This window comes from Arthrobacter sp. KUASC02, from assembly GCF_059739395.1.
Window position 1 is genome coordinate 1,869,654 of sequence record NZ_AP046053.1, and the last position, 22,369, is coordinate 1,892,022.

Annotated in this window: 16 protein-coding genes; 10 read left to right on the forward strand and 6 right to left on the reverse strand. The window is 66.7% G+C overall.

Annotation, left to right across the window (positions count from 1 at the left end):
• Positions 1-48: 48 nt before the first annotated feature.
• From AC6JAC_RS08555 to AC6JAC_RS08565, 3 genes are all read right to left on the reverse strand, one after another.
• The gene (locus AC6JAC_RS08555) at positions 49-1,338 is read right to left on the reverse strand and encodes a serine hydrolase domain-containing protein (protein ID WP_497964271.1); all 1,290 of its coding nucleotides are present in this window, start codon (positions 1,336-1,338) and stop codon (positions 49-51) included.
• A gap of 79 nt (positions 1,339-1,417) precedes the next feature.
• Entirely contained in the window at positions 1,418-2,017 is a 600-nt protein-coding gene (locus tag AC6JAC_RS08560; RefSeq protein WP_028270134.1) for a GDSL-type esterase/lipase family protein, read from the reverse strand.
• 175 nt (positions 2,018-2,192) lie between these two features.
• Complete coding sequence (locus AC6JAC_RS08565; protein ID WP_497964273.1) at positions 2,193-5,999, reverse strand: multifunctional oxoglutarate decarboxylase/oxoglutarate dehydrogenase thiamine pyrophosphate-binding subunit/dihydrolipoyllysine-residue succinyltransferase subunit; 3,807 nt, start codon at positions 5,997-5,999, stop codon at positions 2,193-2,195.
• A 226-nt stretch (positions 6,000-6,225) separates the two neighbouring features.
• Between AC6JAC_RS08565 and AC6JAC_RS08570 the strand changes: the two genes are divergently transcribed.
• The 6 genes from AC6JAC_RS08570 (at position 6,226) to AC6JAC_RS08595 (ending at position 13,286) form a co-directional block, all read left to right on the forward strand.
• Complete coding sequence (locus AC6JAC_RS08570) at positions 6,226-7,707, forward strand: GuaB1 family IMP dehydrogenase-related protein (protein ID WP_497964275.1); 1,482 nt, start codon at positions 6,226-6,228, stop codon at positions 7,705-7,707.
• A gap of 275 nt (positions 7,708-7,982) precedes the next feature.
• Positions 7,983-9,320 (forward strand): hemolysin family protein, encoded by a 1,338-nt coding sequence (locus AC6JAC_RS08575; protein WP_028270131.1) that lies wholly within the window; start codon positions 7,983-7,985, stop codon positions 9,318-9,320.
• On the forward strand, positions 9,317-10,387 hold the full coding sequence (locus AC6JAC_RS08580; protein WP_028270130.1) for a hemolysin family protein: 1,071 nt from the start codon (positions 9,317-9,319) through the stop codon (positions 10,385-10,387). Before AC6JAC_RS08575 ends, AC6JAC_RS08580 begins: the two co-directional genes overlap by 4 nt.
• Before the next feature lie 124 nt (positions 10,388-10,511).
• Complete coding sequence (locus AC6JAC_RS08585) at positions 10,512-11,474, forward strand: metal ABC transporter solute-binding protein, Zn/Mn family (RefSeq protein ID WP_497964278.1); 963 nt, start codon at positions 10,512-10,514, stop codon at positions 11,472-11,474.
• A gap of 120 nt (positions 11,475-11,594) precedes the next feature.
• Positions 11,595-12,398 (forward strand): metal ABC transporter ATP-binding protein, encoded by an 804-nt coding sequence (locus tag AC6JAC_RS08590; protein ID WP_028270128.1) that lies wholly within the window; start codon positions 11,595-11,597, stop codon positions 12,396-12,398.
• Entirely contained in the window at positions 12,399-13,286 is an 888-nt protein-coding gene (locus AC6JAC_RS08595; protein WP_028270127.1) for a metal ABC transporter permease, read from the forward strand.
• Positions 13,287-13,340: 54 nt separating this feature from the next.
• Here AC6JAC_RS08595 and AC6JAC_RS08600 read toward each other — a convergent pair whose 3' ends face one another.
• On the reverse strand, positions 13,341-13,805 hold the full coding sequence (locus AC6JAC_RS08600; RefSeq protein WP_028270126.1) for a Fur family transcriptional regulator: 465 nt from the start codon (positions 13,803-13,805) through the stop codon (positions 13,341-13,343).
• A gap of 119 nt (positions 13,806-13,924) precedes the next feature.
• Here AC6JAC_RS08600 and AC6JAC_RS08605 point away from each other — a divergent pair, with 119 nt between their 5' ends.
• Entirely contained in the window at positions 13,925-14,581 is a 657-nt protein-coding gene (locus AC6JAC_RS08605) for an MBL fold metallo-hydrolase (RefSeq protein ID WP_454698900.1), read from the forward strand.
• Here the strand turns inward: AC6JAC_RS08605 and AC6JAC_RS08610 are convergent.
• Positions 14,578-15,672, reverse strand: coding sequence for a PLP-dependent cysteine synthase family protein (locus tag AC6JAC_RS08610; protein ID WP_497964281.1), 1,095 nt, complete (start codon positions 15,670-15,672; stop codon positions 14,578-14,580). The genes AC6JAC_RS08605 and AC6JAC_RS08610 overlap by 4 nt on opposite strands.
• Before the next feature lie 112 nt (positions 15,673-15,784).
• Between AC6JAC_RS08610 and AC6JAC_RS08615 the strand changes: the two genes are divergently transcribed.
• The 3 genes from AC6JAC_RS08615 to AC6JAC_RS08625 all read left to right on the forward strand — a co-directional run bounded on the left by AC6JAC_RS08615 (position 15,785) and on the right by AC6JAC_RS08625 (position 18,280).
• Positions 15,785-16,621 (forward strand): sulfurtransferase, encoded by an 837-nt coding sequence (locus AC6JAC_RS08615; protein ID WP_497964283.1) that lies wholly within the window; start codon positions 15,785-15,787, stop codon positions 16,619-16,621.
• Positions 16,622-16,682: 61 nt separating this feature from the next.
• The gene (locus AC6JAC_RS08620) at positions 16,683-17,855 is read left to right on the forward strand and encodes an NAD(P)-dependent alcohol dehydrogenase (RefSeq protein ID WP_497964285.1); all 1,173 of its coding nucleotides are present in this window, start codon (positions 16,683-16,685) and stop codon (positions 17,853-17,855) included.
• Positions 17,852-18,280: an HIT family protein gene (locus AC6JAC_RS08625; protein ID WP_028270121.1), complete on the forward strand. Its 429-nt coding sequence runs from the start codon at positions 17,852-17,854 to the stop codon at positions 18,278-18,280. Before AC6JAC_RS08620 ends, AC6JAC_RS08625 begins: the two co-directional genes overlap by 4 nt.
• A 61-nt stretch (positions 18,281-18,341) precedes the next feature.
• Here AC6JAC_RS08625 and hrpA read toward each other — a convergent pair whose 3' ends face one another.
• Entirely contained in the window at positions 18,342-22,355 is a 4,014-nt protein-coding gene (gene hrpA, locus AC6JAC_RS08630; protein WP_497964287.1) for an ATP-dependent RNA helicase HrpA, read from the reverse strand.
• Between the last annotated feature and the right edge of the window lie 14 nt (positions 22,356-22,369).

Here is a 22,369-nt window from a genome sequence, read left to right on the forward strand (position 1 = left end):
CTTGCCCAAAAGCAATACGTCGTGCCCAAAAGCAATGCACGGCGGCCGCTAGCGGTAGATCTTTCCGATGAGCGTCCGGGCAATCGTGGTGGCCGGATCCCGGCCATCCGGCGTCGGGGCCAGATTCGTCCAGACGACTAGGGTGACCTGGGCAGCGGGGTCATGGCCGGCGAAGCTGTTGAAGCCGGGCAGTTCACCGGTGTGCCCGAAGAGCTTCCCGAATTTTGCGATCCCCAGCCCGTAGAGCGCGCCCCCGGGGTCGTCGGCCTTGACGGGCTGTGGACTGTCCAGGCGCTGCTTCTGCAGGGCGGGGTTCAGGACCTTTCCGCCGCCGAGTGCCTCCGCCCACGTTGCCAGGTCTTCCGCGGTCGAGATTCCGGACCCGGCGGCCCAGGCCCACGAGGGGTTCATGGCTGTCTGGTCGGTGGGCTGGAGCGTCCCGTCGGCGGCGGACTTTTGCATGTCCTCGGGGAGGGCCGGGTGGTCGAGGGTCAGCACGTTGTTCCCGTACATGTACCCCTGCGGGTGCGGTTCCGGAATGGCGTTGGATGCCTGCTCCGGAAAGACGGATCCGGTCAGTCCGAGCGGGGTGAACAGCCTGTCGCGGAACGCTGCGGTGAGCGGTTTGCCGTCCAGGGCTTCCGCGATCAGGCCGAGCAGCACCGTGTTGGTGTTGGAATAGTGGAAGCCCTCGCCGGGAGCGAAATAGGGCGGGTGGCGGAAGGCGGCGGCGAGCAGTTCTTCGGGAGTCCACGCCTTACCGGGATCGGCATCGAGGACCTGGTTCACGTCCAGCGCCTCGGTGTAGTTGTAGAGGCCGCTGCGCATCGTCAGCAACTGTTCGATGGTGATGTTGGCGCCGTTGGGCACGTCCGGACGGTAGTCCGCCACCGCGTCTTGGAGCTTGATCTTCCCTTCCTGGACCAGCTGCAGGATCACAGTGGTGGTCCAGGTCTTTGTGATGGAGCCGATCCGGACGTGGTCCGCGGGGGTCACGGGGTCGGTTCCGCCGAAGGTTCTCACTCCGTACGTGTAGGTGAGGTTCCCGCCGGGGGTCCGCAGCAACATCACCGCGCCGGGGACGCGCAGTTCCTGGGCGGCATCCCTAAAGGTCTGTTCCAGCGCCGCCTGGTCGAACTCCTGCAGCGCAGCGTCGGACGAGGCGGCGGGGGAGGAGGCTGCGGGGGACGAAGCTGCCGGGGAGGAGACTGCGGACGAGGGGGAGGAAGCAGACGGGGCAGGCGCCGGGCCCGCACTGCAACCTGCCACGGCAAGCATCAGCGCTGCGGCCAGCGCTGCCGGGGCGGGGGAGCCCGTGGGGATTCCGGGAACGTTCATGGACCCACAACCTTATGTCGACGGCGTTATGGGCCCCATTGGGTCACGTTCGGGCGTGAGGTGTCAAGCACCTCCGGATCTACTCCGGGGCGGCGATACCCAGCCACTGGAACCAGCCGCGGTGCAGCACCAGCCAGGCCATCAGCCCGTAGCCGGCCTGTCCCGGCGTTCCGCCGTTGGCTGCCAGATCCTGCCGCCACTGCTCATGGTTGAGCAACGGGGAGAAGGTGTCCACATACAAGTGCTTGCGCCGCGTGGTGACGTCGGCGAAGGCCGTGTTCAGTTCGCCCAGCCGGCGGTTCTGCGAGGGGTCCAGGGACGGCGGCGGACCCACCACAAAGACCTCGATCTTGTTCTGGGACGCGGAGTCCAGGATATTGGCAAGGTTCAGGCGGCTGCGGGCCGTGGAGAGGCCAAACTCGACGTCGCGTCCGCTCAGGCCGATCACAAGCCGGTTTTCGTGGTTGTTGCCGAAGCGGCGGCCCGCCTCATCGAGCCAGCGCGCGGCCAGGCCCTCGGTGCCTTCCTGCGGACAGGGGAGGGGGTAGCACTCAACGGTGATGCCGTCCTGCGGAGTGCGGGCCAGCACACGGCCCAGCCAGCCGAGCGCGCGGGGATCGCCCAGGCCGGCCAACAGTTCATCTCCAACAGCCGCAATCCGCAGCTTCCTGTCTTCCACGACTACCTCTTTACCTCAATATGCAATTGGTTCAGCGTTCCATGGAAAGGGGCTGCCAGCCAACTCCGCGACCGGCGTCGGGCGACACGTGCGTCGGGCAGCGCCACCCCTTCCATTAAGCAGCGCTGCCCGGCCGGAGACGAAAATGTCGAGTTCCGGCCGGGCAGCGTCCAGGCTACTTCCGGGCAAACGCCTGCTTGAGGAGGGTGTCCTGCTCCGCAGCGTGCCGCTTCATGGAGCCGGCAGCCGTGGAGGCCGAAGCCGGACGCGAGACCAGGCGCACCCGGCGGTCCAGGGCGTCGGGCAGGTTCAGGCCCATGAACGGCCACGGGCCCTGGTTGGCCGGTTCGTCCTGTGCCCACACCACGTCGGCGTTGGGGTACTTGGCGAGCTCGGCGGCGATTTCAGCGGCGGGCAGCGGGTAAAGCTGCTCGACGCGGACGATCGCCGTCGTCTTGTCGCCGGTCTTCTGCCGCGTGGACAGCAGATCGTAGTACAGGCGGCCGGACACCAGCAGCACACGCTCGACGGCGTCCGCCTGCAGCTGTTCGTGCTCTCCGATGACGGGCTTGAAGGTGCCGGTGGTGAAGTCCTCCACGGAAGACGCTGCGGCCTTCAGGCGGAGCAGCTGCTTCGGCGTGAAGATGATGAGCGGCTTCCGCGGCCGGCTGTATGCCTGGCGGCGCAGCAGGTGGAAGTGGGAGGCCGACGTCGTGGGGTTGGCCACGATCATGTTTTCTTCGGCGCACATCTGCAGGAACCGCTCGATCCGGGCGGATGAGTGGTCCGGGCCCTGGCCTTCATAGCCGTGGGGCAGCATCAGCACCAGCGAGGAGCGCTGGCCCCATTTCTGCTCGGCCGAAGAGATGAACTCGTCGATGATGGTCTGCGCGCCGTTGACGAAGTCACCGAACTGCGCTTCCCACAGCACCAGGGCGTCAGGGCGTTCGACGGAGTAGCCGTATTCGAAGCCCATGGCAGCGTATTCGGACAGCAGGGAGTCGTAGATCCACAGCTTGGCCTGGTCATCGGAGAGGTTGCCCAGGGGCAGCCACTCATTGCCGTTGGCACGGTCGTGGAACACGGCGTGGCGCTGCACGAAGGTGCCGCGGCGGGAGTCCTGGCCGGCGAGCCGGACCGGAACGCCTTCCATGATGAGGGAGCCGAAGGCCGCGATCTCGCCAAAGCCCCAGTCGATGCCGCCTTCGCGGGACATCTGTTCACGCTTCTCAAGCAGCTGCTTGAGCTTGGCGTGGACCGTGAAGCCCTCGGGAATCTCGATGTGGGCCTTGCCGATGCGCGCCAGGGTCTCCGGGGAGATCGCGGTGGACGCCGGCGCGTTGATGCCGGAGTCGGACTGCTGGGCGCTGGGCCGTTCGATATCGGACACGGCGGCGGAATCCGCGGTGATGATCGGGATCGGGGAGGTCTGCGCGGCGTGGGTCTCCGCGAAGACGCGTTCCAGGCGTTCCTGGTAGTCGCGGAGCAGCTGCTCGGCTTCTTCCTCGGTGATGTCGCCGCGGCCGATCAGCGATTCGGTGTACAGCTTGCGTACGGAGCGCTTGGCTTCGATCAGGTTGTACATCAGCGGCTGGGTCATCGAGGGGTCGTCGCCCTCGTTGTGCCCGCGGCGCCGGTAGCAGACCATGTCGATGACAACGTCCTTATGGAAGCGCTGGCGGAACTCGTAGGCAAGCTGGCCGATGCGGACCACGGCCTCCGGGTCATCGCCGTTCACGTGGAACACCGGAGCCTGGATCATCTTGGCGACGTCTGTGGAGTAGGTGGAGGAACGCGACGACGAGGGTGCCGTGGTGAAGCCCACCTGGTTGTTGACCACCACATGGATGGTTCCGCCGGTGCGGTAGCCGCGCAGCTGGGAGAGGTTGAGCGTTTCCGCCACCACACCCTGGCCTGCGAAGGCGGCGTCGCCGTGCACCATGATGGGGAGCACGGGGAAGGCCTCGCCCTGGTCCAGGCGGTCCTGCTTGGCACGGACGATGCCTTCGAGGACGGAGTCCACTGCCTCGAGGTGCGAGGGGTTGGCGGCGAGGTAGACCTTCGTCTCCTTGCCGTTGTCCGAGGTGAACGTGCCCTCGGTGCCGAGGTGGTACTTGACGTCGCCGGAGCCCTGCACGGAGCGCGGGTCCTGGGTGCCTTCGAATTCGCGGAAGACCTGGGCGTAGGTCTTGCCGGCGATGTTGGTGAGCACGTTCAAGCGGCCGCGGTGGGCCATGCCGATTGCCACTTCGTCGAGATCGTCGTCGGCCGCATCGGAGATGATGGCGTCCAGCAGCGGGATCAGCGATTCGCCGCCCTCCAGCGAGAACCGCTTCTGGCCCACGAACTTGGTCTGCAGGAAGGTTTCGAAGGCTTCCGCGGCGTTGAGCTTGGAAACGATGCGCAGCTGCTCTTCGCGGCTGGGCTTGGAGTACGGGTGCTCCAGCTGGTCCTGGAACCACTTGCGCTCGGCCGGGTCCTGGATGTGCATGTATTCGATGCCGGTGGTGCGGCAGTAGGCGTCACGGAGCACACCGAGGATGTCGCGGAACGCCAGCATGGGCTTGCCGCCGAAGCCGCCGGTGGGCCACTCGCGGTCGAGGTCCCACAGGGTCAGGCCGTAGGTGAGGACGTCCAGGTCCGGGTGCTTCCGCTGGACGTATTCCAGCGGATCGGTGTCCGCCATGAGGTGGCCGCGGACGCGGTAGGAGTGGATCAGCTGCTGGATCCGGGCGACCTTGTTGATTTCGTCGGCCGGGTCCACCTGCAGGTCCGGGCTCCAGCGCACGGGCTCGTACGGGATGCGCAGGGACTCGAAGATCTCGTCGTAGAAGTTCTGTGCACCGAGCAGGAGCTGGTGCACGAGCTTGAGGAACTCGCCGCTGCCGGCACCCTGGATGACGCGGTGGTCATAGGTGGAGGTCAGCGTGAGGACCTTGCTGATGGCGTTATGCGCGATGATCTTCTCGCTGGCGCCCTGGAACTCGGCCGGGTAATCCAGTGCGCCGACGCCGATGATGGCAGCCTGGCCCTTGGAGAGGCGGGGCACGGAGTGGACGGTGCCGATGCCGCCCGGGTTGGTGAGGGAAACCGTGGTGCCGGAGTGGTCATCGGCGGTCAGCTTGCCGTTGCGGGCACGCTTGATCAGGTCTTCGTAGGTGTGCCAGAACTCGGAGAAGTTGAGGGTCTCCGCCTTCTTGATGTTCGGCACCATGAGCAGGCGCGTGCCGTCCGGCTTGGGCATGTCGATGGCGATGCCGAAGTTCACGTGTGCCGGCTGGACCGCGACGGGCTTGCCGTCCACTTCGTCGTAGTAGACGTTCATGGACGGGAACTGGGACAGTGCGCGGATGACGGCATAGCCGATCAGGTGCGTGAAGGAGACCTTGCCGCCGCGGGCCCGGGCCAGGTTGGAGTTGATGACCACGCGGTTGTCGATCAGCAGCTTCGCGGGAATGGCGCGGACGCTGGTTGCGGTGGGAACTTCCAGGCTGGTGACCATGTTGGAAGCGATCGCCTTGGCCGGTCCGCGGAGAACGGAGACAACGTCCTCTTCGGGAGCCGTGGGAGCCTTGACGTTCTTCGGCAGCTGGGCGGGGATGGGCGGAGTGCCTGCGGTTTCGGGCTTCTTTGCGCCGTCACGGGCAACAGTGGCGGGTGCTTTCTTCGCCGGGGCTGCGGGAGCCTGGGCGGAAGCGGCCGGGGCGGCAGCGGCCGGTTTGGCGGCTGCCGGCGACGGTGCCGGTGCGGCCGGAGCGGGAGCTACAACGGGAAGTTCGCGGGTTGAGGGATCTGCGGGCGCCGGTGCACCGGAGGTCCCGTTGGAAGACGAGCTGTCACCGGCGTCGAAGGATTCGAACAGGGGCCACCACTTGGCATCTACCGTGTTCTTGTCCTGCTGGTAACGCTCGTACAGTTCGTCAACGAGCCACTCGTTTCCGCCAAATTCCTCTGGTAGACGGTGGCTAGGCTGCTCTGGCACTTGAAATACGCCTCTTCCATGAGTTTGATTTCCCTCTGGTCGCCTTCGGTGCCTCAGCACAACAATCGAACCAGTCTCTGCGTCCTGTGAACCCAGACCTTTGCCAGTCTAGTGACGATCCTTGGTTAACTGCCAATAAGGGTGACCCAAATCATGTAGCGGCGAAACTATTGCGCGAATAAGCTCCTAGACTCGCACTGAGTATCCCTTTCGACGAGGAGTTGCCGTGCGTTTTTTGAGTGAACCGACCACCGACCTGACGTACTCGGACGCCTTCCTGGTGCCCTCGCGTTCGGACGTCACGTCGCGGCTGGATGTGGACCTTGCGGCCGATGACGGCACCGGGTCCTCCATCCCGCTGGTGGTGGCCAACATGACGGCCGTGACGGGAAAGCGCATGGCCGAGACCATGGCCCGGCGCGGCGGGCTGGCCGTCCTGCCGCAGGACGTTCCGCTTGATGTGCTCCGCGACGTCACGGCCTGGATCAAGTCGCGGCATACCGTTTTTGAAACTCCGGTCAGCCTGCTGGCCTCGGAGACGGTCATCGACGCCCTCCACCTGATGGGCAAACGGCCGCACGGTGCAGTGGTGGTAGTGGACGACGCCGGCAGGGTTGCCGGTGTGGTCCGCGCTGCGGACTGCGAGGGGCAGGACCGTTTTGCCTCCCTCGCGTCGGTCATGCGGCAGGCGCTGGTGCTGGACGCCGGCGCGCTCGGCCCGGGGAGCCAGTCCGCGGGCGGGACGGGCGCGGGGATCCTTGACGCTTCCCTGCGGAAGGCCTTCGACGCCATGGACGCCGCAGGCACGGACTTCGCCCCGGTCCACCAGGACGGCTCCCTCGCCGGAGTCCTCACCCGCAAGGGTGCGCTTCGTTCCACTATCTACCGGCCACTCCTGGACGCGGCGGGAAAGCTGAAGGTGGCTGCCGCCGTCGGAATTAACGGTGACGTGGCGGGCCGGGCGGCGGAACTGCTGGCCGCCGGCGTGGACGTCCTCGTCATCGACACCGCCCACGGCCACCAGCAGAAGATGTTCGACGCGCTGGCGGCTGTCCGCGGACTGGACCCGGCCGTACCCATCGTGGCGGGCAATGTCGTGACAGCGGATGCAACCCGGGAACTGATCGGCGCCGGCGCGAACATCGTCAAGGTCGGCGTCGGTCCGGGGGCCATGTGCACCACGCGCATGATGACGGCCGTGGGCCGTCCCCAGCTCTCCGCCGTGCTGGAGTGCGCCGCGGCGGCACGCGCCGCCGGCGGGCGGATCTGGGCCGACGGCGGCGTGCGGTATCCGCGGGACGTTGCCCTGGCGCTGGCGGCCGGAGCAAGCCAGGTCATGATCGGTTCGTGGTTCGCGGGAACCCACGAAAGCCCGGGGGATCTGCAGTCGGACGCAAACGGCCGCCAATATAAGGAGAGCTTCGGCATGGCCTCGGCCAGGGCGGTGCAGAACCGGAACCAGCGCGAGGGCGCTTTTGAAAAGGACCGGAAGGCGCTTTTCGAAGAGGGCATCTCCACGTCACGCATGTACGTGGACCCCGCCCGGCCCGGCGTAGAAGACCTGGTGGACATGATCACCGCAGGGCTCCGCAGTTCCATGAGCTATGCCGGCGCAGCGGACCTCGCCGGATTCCGCGAGCGTGCCGTGGCAGGAATCCAGTCCGCTGCCGGCTACGAGGAGGGCCGGCCTGTTCCGCAAAGCTGGTGAGGGGTGCTCCTGTAGACTGACATTCTTATGGACAGTAAATCTAGGTGCCGGCCTGGGGGCTGTCAGCGGAGCATGAATACCAGCTCCCCGCAGTCCACCCACAGAGCCGGCAAACCCCGTTCACGCGCCCATCATTCTGCAGCAGTCCACGCCGCAGCCTTCCAGGAAACAGGGTCGGCAACGGCCGACCATCCTCCGCCGGGCGGTTTCCCCGGCAGCACCTCCCTTTCTCCAGCCGCTCCGTGGCCGGCCTCCTCGCCGGAGGCAAACCGCTGATGGAATGGCTACTCCTTATTGCAGGCATCCTGCTCATCCTTGGCACGGGTTTCTTCGTCGCCGTCGAGTTTTCCCTCGTCGCCCTGGACCAGGCGACGGTCCAGCGCGCCGTCGACAGCGGCGACGCAGCGGCCGTGCCGCTGCTCAAATGCCTCAAATCACTGTCCACCCAACTATCCAGCTGCCAGCTCGGGATCACCATGACCACCCTGCTGACCGGCTACGTCATGGAACCGTCCGTCGGAAAGCTGCTGGAAGGTCCGCTGGCCGCGGCGGGTGTTCCGGAAGCCGCGGCTGCTTCCGTTTCGTTGGTGATGGCCATGACCATCGCCACCCTGGGGTCCATGCTGATCGGCGAGCTGGTGCCCAAGAACATGGCCATTGCACTGTCCCTGCCGATCGGCAAGGCCGTCGCCCGTCCGCAGCTGGTCTTTACCGCCGTCTTCAAGCCTGCCATCATCGTGCTGAACGGCTTCTCCAACAGAGTGCTGAACGTCTTCGGACTCGAAGCCAAGGAGGAGATCTCCGGCGCCCGAACCCCGGCCGAACTGGCATCCCTGGTGCGGCGCTCCGCTGCCATGGGAACACTTGACCCGGGAACGGCCAACTTCATCGCCCGGACGCTGAAATTCTCCGGCCGGACTGCGGCCGACGTGATGACCCCCAGGATCCGGGTTGAGACCATTGCCGCCGGGCAGCCGGTTTCGGACATTGTGGACGCCGCACGGCGGACCGGGTATTCACGCTTCCCGGTCATTGGTGAGTCCGCCGACGACATCCGCGGCCTGGTCCACGTCAAGAAGGCAATCGCCGTCCCTTCAGACCGGCGCGCCAACCTTGAGGCAGGCGCCATCATGACGGACGTCCTGAGGGTTCCCGAAACCATCCACCTGGATGCCCTGCTGGCGGAACTCCGCGAGGGAAACATGCAGCTGGCCGTCGTGCTTGACGAATACGGCGGCACGGCCGGCATCGCCACCCTCGAGGACCTCGTGGAGGAAATCGTCGGGGAGGTCGCGGATGAACACGACAAGGTACGTCCCGGCCTGCTGCAGAGTGCATCGGGGGACTGGTACTTCCCCGGGCTCCTGCGCCCGGATGAACTCTCGGAACAGATTCCCGGGCTGACGGTGCCTGACGAATCTGCCTACGAAACAGTGGGCGGCTACGTCATGAGCCAGCTCGGCCGGATCGCCGCAGTGGGGGACAAAGTGGACGTCGGCGGGGGCACGTTGAGTGTGACCCGGATGGACGGACGCCGGATCGACCGGATCTGCTTCAAGCCTTCCCCGGTCCGCGGCGAAGAGCACGCGGCCGGCCAGGGAGGCACGGCATGAGCGACTGGGCAGGAATTCTCTGGCTGGTGGTCCTGCTGTTCGGCAACGCTTTCTTTGTGGCGGCCGAGTTCGCGGTCATGTCCGCCCGGCGGAGCCAGATCGAGCCGCTGGCGGAGGCCGGCTCCTTGCGGGCGCAGACGACGCTGCGGGCCATGGAAAACGTGTCCCTCATGCTCGCGTGTGCCCAGCTGGGCATCACGGTCTGCTCCCTGCTGATCCTGCAGGTGGCAGAACCGGCCATCCACCATCTGATGGCGGTTCCCCTTGAAGCCGTCGGCATGCCGATGGAGCTGGCGGACATCGTGGCGTTCACCGTGGCCCTGCTGGTGGTGACCTTCCTCCATGTGACGTTCGGCGAGATGGTGCCCAAGAACATCTCGGTGTCCGTTGCGGACAAGGCAGCCCTGCTGCTGGCGCCGCCGCTGATGTTCATTGCGCGGCTGGTGAACCCGGTGATTGCGGCCCTCAACTGGTCCGCCAACCACATCCTGCGCCTGATGCGGATTGAGCCCAAGGACGAGGTCAACTCCTCGTTCACGCTGGAGGAGGTCCAGTCGATCGTGCAGGAATCCACCCGGCACGGGCTGGTGGACGACGACGCCGGCCTGATCACCGGTGCGCTTGAATTCTCCGAGCACACGGCGTCGGACATCATGGTCCCGCTCGACAAGCTGGTCATGATGAAGTCGCCCACCACGCCGGTGGAGTTCGAAAAGGCCGTCAGCCGCACCGGATTCTCCCGGTTCCCGATGATGGACGAGGACGGCATGCTTTCGGGCTACCTTCACATCAAGGATGTGCTGTCCATTCCGGAGGCGGGATACGAACACCCGATTGCCGAGAGCCGGATCAGGTCCCTGGCGAACCTGGCCATGGATGACGAGATTGAAAAGGCCATGTCCGTGATGCAGCGCACCGGATCACACCTGGCGCGGGTCATCGGACCGGACGGCAACACCCAGGGCGTGCTGTTCCTTGAAGACGTGATCGAGCAGCTCGTGGGCGAGATCCGTGATGCCACCCAGGCGAAGGGCATCCGCCGGCTCGGCCAGCCGGACGGAGAGTAGCCCCGCGCCGGATGCTGTAGCCCTAAATAGGAATCATTCCTATTTAGGGCTACACTCGTCTTGTTGCTAATGCTCCTGATTCTCATGTGGCAAGTTTTCCGATAACCAGATCCGAGGTCCTTCCGTGCGCCGTTCCGCAGCCCTTTCCGCCACCGCCCTTGCCGGCCTGAGCCTGCTGCTTTCAGCCTGCAGTACGACGTCGGCCGGCCCGCAGGCGGATCCCGGCACCGTCGAGGTGGTCACCTCGACGAACGTGTACGGCGACATCGTCAAGGAAATCGGCGGCGACAAAGTGAACGTCAAGGCACTGATCACCAAGGCGAGCCAGGACCCGCATTCCTACGAAGCCACCACCCAGGACAAGCTGGCGGTTTCGAAGGCCCGCCTGGTGGTGGAAAACGGCGGCGGCTACGACGACTTCATGCACAAGCTGGCCGACGACAGCAACCTGGGCCACGAGAACATCATCAGCGCCGTCGAGGTTTCCGGGCTGGCCCCTGAAGAGGAGCCCTCGGCAGCGTCCACGGCCGAGGCCGACGATCACGGACACTCCCACGACGGAGCATTCAACGAACACGTCTGGTACAGCCTGGATGCCATGACAAAGCTGGCCGACGCCGTCGAAGCCAAACTCGCAGCGCTGGAGCCGGCGTCCGCCCCGACCTTCCAGGCCAACGCCGACTCGTTCAAAAAAGAGATCGCCGGGCTGAATGCCCAGGCTGCCGGACTTGCCACGACGGCGGCCAAGGCGCCCGTCGCCGTTACTGAACCGGTACCGCTCTACCTGCTCGAGGCTGCCGGCCTCGTGAACAAGACCCCTGCCGACTACACGGCCGCCATCGAGGAAGGCTCCGACGTGCCGCCCGCGGTCCTCAAGGAAGCCACGGAACTGGCCGGTTCGAAGGACATCAAGTTCCTGGCGTACAACACACAAACGGAAAGCCCGCAGACCCAGGCCCTCAAGAAAGCAGCCGAGGGTGCCGGCGTCCCGGTGCTGGACTTCAGCGAAACCCTTCCCGAGGGCAAGACCTACGTACAGTGGATGAGCAGCAACGTGGACAACATCAAGCAGGCCCTGGGCAAGTAGTCGCGGGGCGCATTCCGCCCCGGGAAGCCGTGTGCTGAACCATCCACGGACTGGCAGTCCTAAGATGGTGGGGGCGCTTCGCCCCGTATGAATCGAGGATAAAGAACGTTGAAACCGGTAGTGAGCCTCCGTGGAGCCACCCTGAAGTTCGGCAAACGGACACTGTGGGAGGACCTGGACCTCGATATCAATCCCGGCGAGTTCTTTGCCGTCCTCGGCCCGAACGGCAGCGGCAAAACCACGTTCCTGAAGGTCCTGCTGGGACTGCAGGAACTCCATTCCGGGACAGCGGCGCTGGGCGGCCGTCCGGTGGAACGCGGCAGCAACCTGATCGGCTACATTCCGCAGCAGAAATCCTTTGCCCCGGACACGCCCCTTCGCGCCCGGGACCTGGTGGGGCTGGGCGTTGACGGCCACCGCTGGGGACTGCGGCTCGGTGCAGCAAAGGCCAACCGCAGGATCGATGAACTCCTGGACCTGGTGGGCGCCGCCGAGTATGCCAACGTTCCGGTGGGCCAGCTCTCCGGCGGCGAACAGCAGCGGCTGAGGGTTGCCCAGTCGCTGGCCGCCGATCCGCAGATATTGCTCTGTGACGAGCCGTTGCTTTCCCTTGACCTTCAGCACCAGCAGGCCGTCAGCGCGCTCATCAACGAGCAGTGCCGCACGCAGGACAGCGCCGTGGTCTTCGTAACGCACGAGATCAATCCGATCATCGATTACGTGGACCGCGTCCTCTACCTTGCCGGCGGACGTTTCCGCGTGGGCAAGCCGGCAGAAGTGATGACTACCGAAGTGCTCTCCGGGCTTTACGGCAGCCGGGTCGAAGTCATCCGTGCCAACGGCCGGATGATCGTGGTGGGGCTCCCGGAGGGGGCCACGCACCACCACGAGGACGCGCATTCGGTGGCAGGAGAGGTGGGCTAAGTGGATTTGGACAGCATCCTGGGCTCCATCTTCAATTTCGATAACTACGGCGAGCTCCTGGCCCTGGTCCAGAACTCCATCTGGGCAGGAGCGCTGCTCGGACTGCTGGGCGGCCTGGTCGGAACCTTCGTGATGAAACGGGACCTCGCGTTCGCCGTCCACGGAATCTCCGAACTGTCGTTCGCCGGTGCCGCCTTCGCGCTGCTGATCGGAGCCGACATCGTCTTCGGATCCCTGATCGGTTCGGTGCTGGCGGCGCTGCTGCTGGGTGTGATGGGGGTCCGGGCCCGGGACAAGAACTCCATCATCGGCGTCATCATGCCCTTCGGCCTGGGCCTGGGCATCCTGTTTCTTTCCCTTTACGAGGGTCGGGCATCCAATAAGTTCGGCCTCCTGACGGGGCAGATCGTATCCGTGGATACAGTTCAGCTGCAGGTCCTGGCCACGGCCGCCCTCGTGGTGATGCTGGCGCTGGTGGCCATCTGGCGCCCGCTCACGTTTGCCAGCGTGGACCCGGAAGTGGCGGAAGCGCGGGGTGTGCCTGTCCGGACACTCGGCATCGGCTTCATGGTGCTGCTGGGCATCAGCGTGGCGTTGTCCATCCAGGTGGTGGGGGCGCTCCTGGTGCTCGCGTTGCTGATCACTCCGGCCGCCGCGGCGCTTCGCGTGACCTCCTCGCCCCGGCTGGTGGTGATGCTCAGCGTGGCCTTCGCGGTGACGGCTACTGTGGGCGGCATCCTGCTTGCCCTCGGCGGGCGGATCCCCATCAGCCCGTACGTGACCACCCTGTCATTCCTGATCTACGTGGTCTGCCGGATCATCGGCGGCGTCCGGGCCGGCCGCGGCCTCAACGGCCGGGTCCTTCCGGCCGGGGCTGAAGCCTCCTAGGCCGGCAGCTCCCGGGCCAGGCCGGCGGCGCCCCGGTGGCTGCTACGGTGCCCCTTAGCCCGCGGCGGATTTCCGGGCCGTGCAGTCCGGGCACAGGCCGAAGATCTCCACGGTGTGGGCTACCTCGGTGTAACCGTGTTCCGCGGCCGTCCGCGCAGCCCATGTTTCCACGGCGGGCGCCTCCACTTCCACGGCCTTGCCGCAGTTGCGGCAGAGCAGGTGATGGTGATGGCCGGTAACGGCGCACCGCCGGTAGACGGCCTCGCCCTCACCGTTGCGCAGGACGTCCACCAGCCCGTCGTCGGCGAGCGACTGCAGGATCCGGTAGGCAGTGGCCAGTGAAACGGAAGTGCCCTGGTTCTGCAGGATCCGGTAGAGCTCCTGGGTGCTGACGAAGTCGTCAAGCTCGTCCAGGGCGGCGCTCACGGCCACTCGCTGCTTGGTGACACGCTGCTCCCGGCCGCCGGCGGGTGCCGGTGCGGATAGCTTTGTGGCGTCGGCCTTGGCGCCGTGGGCCATGGAATAACTCGCTTCCCTCAGGGGTGGTGCAATGTCCAAGATTACCAGCCGGGACCTGTCGGACGGGTGCGCGGGCGGGTTCGTGGACACTGCCGCGCAGGCCGCCCTAGGCTGGCTCCATGAAGTTGACTAAATACACCCACGCCTGTGTCCGGCTCGAGAAGGACGGGCACGTGCTGGTGCTCGATCCCGGCACGTTCTCCGAAACCGGCGAGGCCCTCCACGCCGCCGGGGCGGTCCTGGTCACCCATGAACACGGCGACCATATTGACGTTCCTGCCGTGGTCTCAGCCCTGCGGGGCAACGACTCGCTCCTGGTCTTTGCCCCCGGGGGAGTAGCCGCCAAGTTGCGGGCCGAGGCGCCGTTTGCCGAGTCCCGGATCCGGGACGTCGAGCCCGGTTCAACGTTCACCGCGGCGGGATTCGACATTCAGACGTTCGGCGGACAGCACGCGCTGATCCACCCCCAGATCCCCGTGGTGGCCAACATCGGATACTTGATTGACTCCAACGTGTACCACCCGGGCGACTCGTTTGTGATTCCGGACGGCATCGGGGTCCGGACCCTCCTGGTCCCGGTCCACGCGCCCTGGAACAAAGTCGGCGAGGTGGTGGATTTCGTCATCGGAGTCCGGGCCGCCAAGGCGTTCCCCATCCACGACGCCCTGCTCAATGAGACCGGACTCGGCCTCATCGAAGGTCACGTGAAGCGCCTGGGAGCCAAGTACGGCACCGAGTACAGCCACCTTTCCAGCGGAGACTCGGTGGAGGTTTAGGCCCGCCAGGTTCCGGTTTCGAAGAATTCCCTGATGACGGCCTCGTGCGGCCTGGGATCCAGCCCGCGGGCCTGCAGCCACTCCTCGTTGTAATAGCTGCCGGCGTACCGGTCCCCGGCGTCGCACATCAGCGAGACCACGCTGCCGCGCCGGCCCTCCGCGACCATCCCGGCGATCAGCTGCCACACGCCCCAGAGGTTGGTCCCGGTGGACGGGCCCGCGTGCAGCCCGGCCAGCTCCCACAGGTGCCGCATGGCGGCCACTGACGCCGCATCCGGCACCTGGATCATGTGGTCGATGACGGCGGGAACAAAGCTGGGCTCCATGCGCGGCCGGCCGATGCCCTCGATCCGGGAAGGCATGCCGGTGCTGAAGCCGGCGACGCCGTCCCGCCAGCCCGGGTAGAAGGCTGAGTTCTCAGGGTCCACGACGGCGAGCTCCGTGCCGTGGCGGTGATACCGCAGGTAGCGGCCGATGGTGGCGCTGGTGCCGCCGGTGCCTGCGCCCACCACAATCCACCGGGGGACCGGGTGCTCTTCGAGGGCAAGCTGCTCGAAGATGGATTCGGCGATGTTGTTGTTCCCCCGCCAGTCCGTGGCCCGCTCGGCATAGGTGAACTGGTCCATGTAGTGGCCGCGTGTGGTCCGGGCGACTTCCTCGGCAGCGGAGTACACCTCCGAGGCGTGTTCCACCAGGAGGCAGGAGCCGCCGAACTGCTCGATCAGGGCAATCTTTTCGGGGCTGGTGGTGCGGGTCATGACGGCGACGAACGGCAGGCCGAGGAGCTGTGCGAAGTAGGCCTCGGAGACCGCCGTGCTGCCGCTGGAAGCCTCCACGATGGTGGTGCCTTCCCGGATCCAGCCGTTGACCAGGCCGAACAGGAACAGTGAGCGCGCCAGCCGGTGCTTCAGGCTCCCGGAGCGGTGCGTGGATTCGTCCTTCAGGTACAGCTGGACTCCCCAGTGCTCCGGCAACGGGACGGAGTAGAGGTGCGTGTCCGCTGATCTGTTGTTTTCGGCGTTGATCCTGCGGACGGCTTCATCCGCCCACGCCCGGTCCTGCTTGCCCGCACGGTTACCCACTGTGTTCACCGATTCAGCCTACCCGGGACCGGCGGCGTCCACGGCTACAGTGGGAACCGGCTACCCGCCCGCGTCTGCGGACCGGGCCGGACGGCCTGTCATCCGAACCAAAGGAGATTTGATGAACCCCCTGATGGACGTGTCCGCGCTGAACCACCGGATGACCTCCGGCAAGCGCACCGTTCTGCTGGATGTGCGCTGGGCGCTGGGCGACCCCCACGGCCGTGAGCATTACCTTGAGGCGCATATTCCCGGTGCCGTCTACGTGGACCTGCCCTCCAGGCTGGCCGGGCCGGCGGACCCCGCCCAGGGACGGCATCCCCTGCCGCCGCTGCAGCAGTTCCAGGAATCGGCCCGGTGCTGGGGTATCCGGGACAACGACGTCGTGGTGGCCTATGACGACACGGGTGCAACTGCCGCCGCGAGGCTGTGGTGGATGCTGCGCAACGCCGGGATGCCCAACGTTTTCCTGCTCGACGGCGGCCTGTCCGCTTGGCGCGCGGCCGGATACGCCGTGGAAGGCGGCCTCGAGCAGGCTTCGCTGGGCGACGTCACGCTCACCGACGGTGCGATGCCTGTCATCGATGCGCCCCAGGCCGCACAGTGGCCGGAACGGGGTGTCCTGCTGGACGCGCGGGCGGGCGAACGCTACCGCGGCGAAGTCGAGCCGGTGGATCCGCGGGCAGGGCACATTCCGGGCGCCGTGAGTGCCCCCACGGGGGCGAACATTGGAGCCGACGGACGGTTCCTGCCGCCGGAGGAGCTGCGCGAGCGTTTCACCGCCCTGGGCGTCCGGCCGGATGTGCCCACCGCCGTGTACTGCGGCTCGGGTGTCACGGCGGCACACGAAATCGCTGCCCTCGAAATCGCCGGGTTCCCCGCGGCACTGTTTCCGGGCTCGTTCTCGCAGTGGTCCAACGATCCCGCCAACGCGGTGGCCACGGGAGCGGCCCCGTAGGCCTGGCCGGATTGGAACGCCGGATTGGAACGCCGGCCGGGGGCGGGGGTAGCGTCGGAGCATGACTCCCGGACGCCCTGTACCGCCGCCCCTCGCCAAGCCGCTCCCCGGCACTCCGCCGCTCCGGGACGCCAGCCAGACCGCGCCGCCCGCACTCCCGCGGCTGGCCGCAGCCTACGGGGCCACAGCAAGCGACAGCGGCCTGGTCCCGCTCACCGTCGCCCGCCGCGCCCCGAAGGACGACGACGTCGAAATCGCCATTGAGTTCTGCGGCCTCTGCCATTCGGACGTGCACGCGACGCGTGGCGAGTGGGGGTCGCCGAAGTACCCGCTGGTGCCTGGCCATGAAATCGTGGGCCGGGTCAGCCGCGTTGGTGCCGCCGTGGACGACTTCGCGCCGGGTGACCTCGTGGGGGTGGGCTGCCTGGTGGACTCCTGCCGCGAATGCGAAAGCTGCCTGGACGGGCTCGAGCAGTACTGCGAAAACGGCATGACCGGAACCTACGGTGCTACGGATGCCCGCAACGGGGACGCCATCACCCAGGGCGGCTACGCCACCTCGGTGGTGGTGGACCGCCGCTACGTGCTGCGGGTTCCCGCAAACCTCGACCCCGCAGCCGTCGCGCCGCTGCTCTGTGCCGGCATCACCACGTATTCCCCGCTGCGGCACTTCGGCCTCGAAGCCGGTGACGTGGTGGGTGTGGTGGGCCTGGGCGGTCTGGGCCACATGGCCGTGAAGCTCGCCAAGGCCATGGGGGCCGGCGTCATAGTGTTCACCACCTCGGAATCGAAGGTCGCCGCTGCGAAGGAGCTCGGTGCCGACGGGGTTGTCCTGTCACGCGACGAGGCGGCCATGGCGGCCGCCGGCCGGACCATCGACGTCATCATCGATACGGTGGCGGCACCGCACGACCTCAACCCCTACTTCCGGACCCTCCGCCGGGACGGCGCGCTGTTCCAGCTGGGCCTGCCCTCCGGAGTCATGCCGCCCGTCAATCCGGGGGCGCTGATCCGGCGCCGGATCGCTTACGCGGGTTCTCTGATCGGCGGCATTGCCGAGACCCAGGAGATGCTGGACTTCTGTGCCGAACACAACGTTGTCTCCGACGTCGAGGTGGTGGGTGCCGAACAGCTGAACGAGGCATATGACCGCATGGTGGCCGGAGACGTCAAGTATCGTTTTGTCCTGGACACCAGCACCCTCGGAACCCCTTCGGAAAAGGCAGACGCATGAGCACCGTTTTCACCAAGATCATCAACGGCGAGATCCCCGGACGCTTCGTCTGGCGCGAACCGGACGTGGTGGCGTTCCTGACCATGGGACCGCTCGCCGACGGACACACCCTGGTGGTTCCGACAGAGGAAGTGGACCGCTGGACGGACGCCCCGACCGCGCTGCTGACCCGGGTGATGGAAGTTGCGCAGAAGATCGGCGCCGTCCAGGTGGACGTCTTTGATGCCGCACGGGCAGGGCTCATCGTGGCCGGCTACGAGGTCAACCACCTCCACGTCCATGTGTGGCCCTCCAACTCCATGGCCGACTACGACTTCGGCTCCGTGGACCAGCACCCCGACCCCGCACAGCTTGACGCCAACGCGGAGAAGCTGCGCGAAGGTCTCCGCCAGGCCGGCCACGGCGATCACGTGCCCGCGGCCTGAGAGCTGCTGCGCCATTCCGGTTTTGATCGGGGCTGGCCCCGGTGTGGTTCCCCGGCGGGGGCTACGCCGGGGCCAGTGCCTTATTCAGGACCGCCCGGATCCGCTTCTCGGAGACGGAATAGGCCGTTCCGAGCTCGACGGCGAAGAGGCTCACCCTCAGCTCCTCGATCATCCAGCGCACCTGCGTTAACTCCGTCCCGGCCCGGCGGCCCGGCAGCAGCGCCGACACGGCGTCGTCGTAGTCGTCTTCCAAGGCCTGCACCGCGGCCATGTGCAAGGCGTCCCGCTGGACGTTGCCGGGCAGCTTCTCCAGCCGCTTCTCGATCGCGGCCAGGTAGCGCGGCAGCTGGCTGAGCTGGGCGTAGCCCGTGCGTGCCACAAAGCCGGGGAAGACGAGCTGTTCGAGCTGGCTCTTAACATCGTTGAGTGCGCTGATCAGGGCCAGGCTGGTGGTCCCCTTGAGCTGCTTTTCGATCCGGCGGGTGCTGGCGAGGATGCGCTCGACGACTGCGGTGACAGTGAACACTGTGTCGATGAGCTCGGCCCGGACCTGTTCGTACAGGGCCTTGAAGGACGCCTCGTCCCACGGCAGTTCGGCTGGCGTGAGCTTGTCGATCGCGGCCAGCGCGCAGTCCGCGATCAGGGCCGACACCGAACCGTGCGGATTCTGGCTGAATGTCAGTTTCTCGGTGTTGTTCAGGTGCTCCAGGACATACCGGTCCGGCGCGGGCACCTTCAGCGCGAGCAGGCGGATGACGCCGCCGCGCATGGCCAGCTCCTGTTCGGACGCGGTCTGGAACAGGCGGAGGGCAACCGACGCGCCCTCATCCACCAAGGCCGGGTAACCGGTAACGGTGTGTCCCTTCACCATGCCCTGGACCTGGCGCTGCACGGTTCCGAACGTCCAGTCCGTCAGCCCGGACTTCTCTGCGAAGCCGGGTGCTGCGGCACCGTCCGGGGACGGCGTGAAGCCTCCGGAGTTCTTCGGGGCCTGCGCGGACTGCCCCCGCTGCGCACCCTTCGGGCCTTTGGGGGCCGTCGTCACCGGAGTGGCGCCCAGGGACTCGGCGATCGCCCGCCGCGTGGCCGGGGCAAGCCGTTCCTGCAGTTCTGCCAGGTCCTTGCCCTCATCCAGCGTCTTGCCCTTGGAATCGACCACGCGGAAGCTCACGCGAAGGTGGGACGGCACGGCGGCCCAGTTCCATGAACCCGGCGGGATGACCTGTCCGCGGATCCGCCGCAGGACCAGCTCAAGCGAGGGCTCCAGCTCGTCGGCGGCAGGATCGAAGCCGGCCTCCAGGGCGGCCACGGCCTGCCGGGCGACGTCCGGGGCGGGAACGAAGTTCTTGCGGACCTGTTTCGGCAGCGACTTGATCAGGGCAGTGACCAGCTCCACCCGCTGGCCCGGAATGAGCCAGCGGAACGCGGCGTCGTCCAGCTGGTTCAGGAAGAGCACGGGCACCTCGGCCGTGACGCCGTCGGAGGGGTTGGGCGGGGAACCGGGCGCGACGGGGTGGAACTCGTAGCTGAGGGGCAGTTCGAAGCCCTTGTGTAGCAAAGTCTTCGGGTAGGCCGAATCGTCAAGGGCCGCGGCGTCCTCGCTGATCAGCAGGGACTTCTCGATGTCGAGCAGGCCGGGGTCCTGCTGCCGTGCATCCTTCCACCACTTGTCGAAGTGCCGCTCGGAGACGACGTCCTTGCCGATCCGGGCGTCGTAGAACTCGAACAGCGTCTCGTCGTCCACCAAGATGTCCCGGCGCCGCATCCGTGCCTCGAGCTCCTCGACTTCATGGAGCAGTGCCCGGTTGCGGTGGAAGAACTTGTGGTGGGTCTGCCAGTCGCCCTCAACCAGGGCGTGGCGGATGAACAGCTCGCGGCAGAGCTCCGGGTCCACCCTGCCGTAGTTGATGCGCCGGCTGGGGATGATGGGCACCCCGTAGAGGGTGACCTTCTCGTGGGCCATCACCGAGCCCATCTTCTTGGACCAGTGCGGCTCGCTGTAGCTGCGCTTGACCAGGTCCGGGGCCACCTGCTCGGCCCAGAGCGGATCGAACTTCGCCGCAACCCTGGCCCACAGCCGGCTCGTTTCCACCAGTTCTGCCGCCATCACGAACGTGGGGGACTTCTTGAACAGCGCCGAGCCCGGGAAGACCGCGAAGCGGCTGCCGCGGGCGCCGGCGTACTCGCGCTTGCGCTCGTCGAGGATGCCGATGTGGCTGAGCAGGCCCGAGAGGAGGCTGATGTGGATGCCCTCGTGGTTGCCTACGGGATCGGCCAGGCGCTTGTTGTCCAGGCTGATGCCCAGCGGGCGGGCGAGCTGGCGGAGCTGGGCGAAGAGGTCCTGCCACTCGCGGACCCGCAGGTAGTTGATGAACTCGGCGCGGCAGAGCCGGCGGAAGGCCGTGGAGGACAGCTCCTGCTGCTTCTCCTGGAGGTAGTTCCAGAGGTTGAGGAAGCCGGTGAAGTCCGAGTTTTCGTCCCGGAAGCGCGCGTGCTTCTCCGCGGCGAGCTGCTGCTTGTCGGTTGGACGCTCGCGAGGGTCCTGGATGGTGAGCGCCGCGGCCAGGATCATGACCTCGCGGACGCAGCCGCGCTTGCCGGACTCGACGATCATCCGGCCGAGCCGCGGGTCCACGGGCAGCTGGGCAAGCTGTTGCCCGACGGCGGTCAGCCCGCCGCTGTTCCTGCCGCCGGCCGATCGCCCGCCCGGGCGTCCGCCGCCGTCGCCGGTCTCCTCCTGCTGACGCGCGGCGCTGAGGGCGCCCAGCTCGCGCAGGAGCGTGACGCCGTCGTTGATGGCGCGCGAATCCGGCGGCTCAACAAACGGGAAGTTCTCCACGTCCTTCGGCCCGCGGGCCACACCCATGGCGGTCATCTGCAGGATGACGGCCGCGAGGTTGGTGCGGAGAATTTCGGGATCCGTGAACTGCGGCCGGGATTCGTAGTCCTCTTCCGAATACAGCCGGATGGCGATGCCGTCGGACACACGGCCGCAGCGCCCGGATCGCTGGTTGGCCGAGGCCTGGGACACGCGTTCGATGGGCAGCCGCTGCACCTTGGTCCGGTGCGAGTACCGGGAGATGCGCGCGGTTCCGGTGTCTACGACGTATTTGATGCCGGGCACCGTGAGCGACGTTTCGGCGACGTTGGTGGCCAGCACGATCCGCCGTTTGCTGCCGGGATGGAAGACCTTGTGCTGCTCCTGCAGGCTCAGCCGGGCGAAGAGCGGCAGCACCTCGGTGCCGGCCAGCCTCCGGTTGGACTGGATGCGGGCGTTGAGGGCTTCGGCGGCGTCGCGGATTTCGCGCTCGCCGGAGAAGAAGATCAGGATGTCGCCCGGGGCTTCGAGGGCCAGTTCGTCGACGGCGTCGCAGACGGCGTCGAGCGGGTCGCGGTCCTCCTCGAGTTCGTCGTCGGAGGCAGCTACCGCTTCGTCGTCATCGCCGGATCCGGCGCCGCCCGCCGGCTGGGACAGCGGCCGGTACCGGATTTCCACCGGGAACGTCCGTCCGGACACCTCGATGATGGGGGAGGGATCCTCCTCGGTGCCGAAGTGCTTGGCGAACCGTTCCGGATCGATGGTGGCGGAGGTGATGATGATCTTCAGGTCGGGGCGCTGCGGCAGGATCCGCTTGAGGTACCCGAGGATGAAGTCGATGTTGAGGCTGCGCTCATGGGCTTCGTCGATGATGATGGCGTTGTACTTGCGCAGCAGCTTGTCGCGCTGGATTTCGGCCAGCAGGATGCCGTCGGTCATGAGCTTGACCTTGGTGTTGCGGCTGACCTCGCCGGTGAAGCGGACCTGGAAGCCCACTTCCTGGCCGATTTCGACGCCGAGTTCCTCGGCTATGCGCTCGGCCACCGTGCGTGCGGCCAGCCGGCGCGGCTGGGTGTGGCCGATCAGTCCGTTGTCGCCCAGGCCCAGTTCCAGGCACATCTTGGGAATCTGGGTGGTCTTGCCGGAGCCGGTCTCGCCGGCAATGATCGTCACCTGGTTGGCCGCGATGGCGGCCATCAGGTCCTCGCGGCGCTCGGAGACCGGCAGCTCGGCGGGGTAGGAAATATGAAAAGTCATGGCTGGACACAGTC

Bases quoted from the DNA above. Each gene is read 5' to 3' on its own strand.
- AC6JAC_RS08555 (WP_497964271.1), bottom strand. From the start codon at position 1,338: ATGAACGTTCCCGGAATCCCCACGGGCTCCCCCGCCCCGGCAGCGCTG.
- AC6JAC_RS08575 (WP_028270131.1), top strand. From the start codon at position 7,983: ATGGAATGGCTACTCCTTATTGCAGGCATCCTGCTCATCCTTGGCACG.
- AC6JAC_RS08580 (WP_028270130.1), top strand. From the start codon at position 9,317: ATGAGCGACTGGGCAGGAATTCTCTGGCTGGTGGTCCTGCTGTTCGGC.
- AC6JAC_RS08600 (WP_028270126.1), bottom strand. From the start codon at position 13,805: ATGGCCCACGGCGCCAAGGCCGACGCCACAAAGCTATCCGCACCGGCA.
- AC6JAC_RS08605 (WP_454698900.1), top strand. From the start codon at position 13,925: ATGAAGTTGACTAAATACACCCACGCCTGTGTCCGGCTCGAGAAGGAC.
- AC6JAC_RS08615 (WP_497964283.1), top strand. From the start codon at position 15,785: ATGAACCCCCTGATGGACGTGTCCGCGCTGAACCACCGGATGACCTCC.
- AC6JAC_RS08620 (WP_497964285.1), top strand. From the start codon at position 16,683: ATGACTCCCGGACGCCCTGTACCGCCGCCCCTCGCCAAGCCGCTCCCC.
- AC6JAC_RS08625 (WP_028270121.1), top strand. From the start codon at position 17,852: ATGAGCACCGTTTTCACCAAGATCATCAACGGCGAGATCCCCGGACGC.
- hrpA (WP_497964287.1), bottom strand. From the start codon at position 22,355: ATGACTTTTCATATTTCCTACCCCGCCGAGCTGCCGGTCTCCGAGCGC.